Below are 1,757 nucleotides of genomic sequence, written 5' to 3' on the forward strand. Positions count from 1 at the left end.
TAAACCAACAGAATCTCCCACATTAAGATGGATATTTCAGTGCTTCCAAGGTATTCATCTTTTGATGATACAAGGATTTCAACGAGTTCTGAACTTAACGGAGTCACACTGTCATATCTTGCAATTTTTACCTAATGCTTGTCAAAAATATTATTTTTCAACTTAACTATTCTCTATAGTTTTACGATTTTATCGGTTATCTTTTTTATAACTTATTACACACCTTCAATTAAATATTGTTTTTGAAACAGCTTTTAAACACCCATAAAAGCTTAACTTTTTGCGTTCATAATTTTGTTTGCTATTGATACGTAATTGTTCAAACCATAAGTTTTGATTTACTGTTGATGTAGTTTAATTATGCTACTTTTTGAAGTGCGGAATGTGGGTTATTAGTGTCTTTGCTAGGTCTATCATAAAGAGTGGCAATTTTTCGGACATTTCGAGCTAAATAACCTGTTTCTTCCCGTAATTCCCTGATGGCGGCGGTTTCTGCTGTTTCTGTGTTCACATCAAATTTACCCGCAGGAAGTTCAATTACAAATTCTCCTATGGCGTGTCTATATTGACGAACAAAAACAATTTCTTGATTTGCAGTTATCGGTAAAATTATTGCTATATCTGGTTTAATACTGACAAAATAATCATCTATAGTTTTGCCATTGGGTAATTTTATTTGGTCTTGTCTAACTTGACACATTGGCTCATCTATTACCATTTTTGAGCTTATTATTTGCCATTTTTGTAAATTTGTCATGATTGCATCTGGTAAATTAAATAATATTATTTACATAAAAATTCAGATCAGGTAAAAAGATCCCCAACTTTGTAACCTTATCTTTTTCTTCTCTTTGTCTTCTGCGGTTCGTTCCTTTTTAAATTTGGCGCATCTTTATACAGAATTGGTATTACTTATTTACTACTATTTTATAATTCTAAAGGTGAGATTGATTCTAGGATTGACAAATTTAGCCGTTTTCGGAATTTGATGTTGCCAACATTCCTGGGTTTTACCTTGCATCATTAATAAACTGCCGTGAGTTAAATTTATTTCTACCTTTTTCAAGGTTTTATTAAATCTATGTCGTAGTTGGAATTTTCTTGTACCACCAAAACTAACAGAGGCAATAATTGGATTTTTTCCTAATTCTGGTTCATCATCAGAGTGCCAACCCATGCTATCTTGACCATAACGATAAAGATTAATTAATACACTATTAAAAGATATATTTGCTATTTCTTCGACTCTCTGCTTAATAGATAACAAAACTGGTGTCCAAGGTATAGGATTCATAGTAATATGGGAATATGTATAGGATTTTCCCTCGTCTCCATACCATGCGGTTAATCTAGGTATATTCATTTCTTTACCATACAATTTAATTTTATCCTGTCGCCAATTAATTTCTGTTAGTAAATTTTCCAATATAATATCACTTTCTTGTTGAGAAAAATAGCTGGGATAAAACATCAGTTCTGTATCAGGAATAGAAATTAGATTTAATTGAGTTTCCTTATCATATTTCATAGTAAAGTATCGAAAAAATCACCTTAATTCTTGAGATTTATTTTGACGGATAGGAATTTTAATTAGGGGTTGCTGAAAAAGTTGTCTGTGAGGAGAGGGAACAGGGAACAGGGAACAGGGAACAGGGAACAGGGAACAGGGAACAGGGAACAGGGAACAGTATCAAACTTATATGCAAGGTTTTCAATTTCCACATCGTAAAAGCTTGCACTCTTTTTACATGAAAACG

Annotated in this window: 1 protein-coding gene and 1 pseudogene; both read right to left on the reverse strand. The window is 32.3% G+C overall.

Annotated elements, in window-relative coordinates:
• Window positions 1–382: 382 nt before the first annotated feature.
• A pseudogene (locus CUN59_RS15035) lies at window positions 383–757 on the reverse strand (NUDIX hydrolase); the annotation flags it as partial.
• Window positions 758–922: 165 nt separating this feature from the next.
• Window positions 923–1,528: an alpha-ketoglutarate-dependent dioxygenase AlkB family protein gene (locus CUN59_RS15040; RefSeq protein ID WP_104388610.1), complete on the reverse strand. Its 606-nt coding sequence runs from the start codon at window positions 1,526–1,528 to the stop codon at window positions 923–925.
• Window positions 1,529–1,757: the final 229 nt, after the last annotated feature.

The organism is Cuspidothrix issatschenkoi CHARLIE-1 (assembly GCF_002934005.1).
In the GTDB taxonomy this organism is placed as follows: domain Bacteria; phylum Cyanobacteriota; class Cyanobacteriia; order Cyanobacteriales; family Nostocaceae; genus Cuspidothrix; species Cuspidothrix issatschenkoi.

Bases quoted from the DNA above. Each gene is read 5' to 3' on its own strand.
- CUN59_RS15040 (WP_104388610.1), bottom strand. From the start codon at position 1,528: ATGAAATATGATAAGGAAACTCAATTAAATCTAATTTCTATTCCTGAT.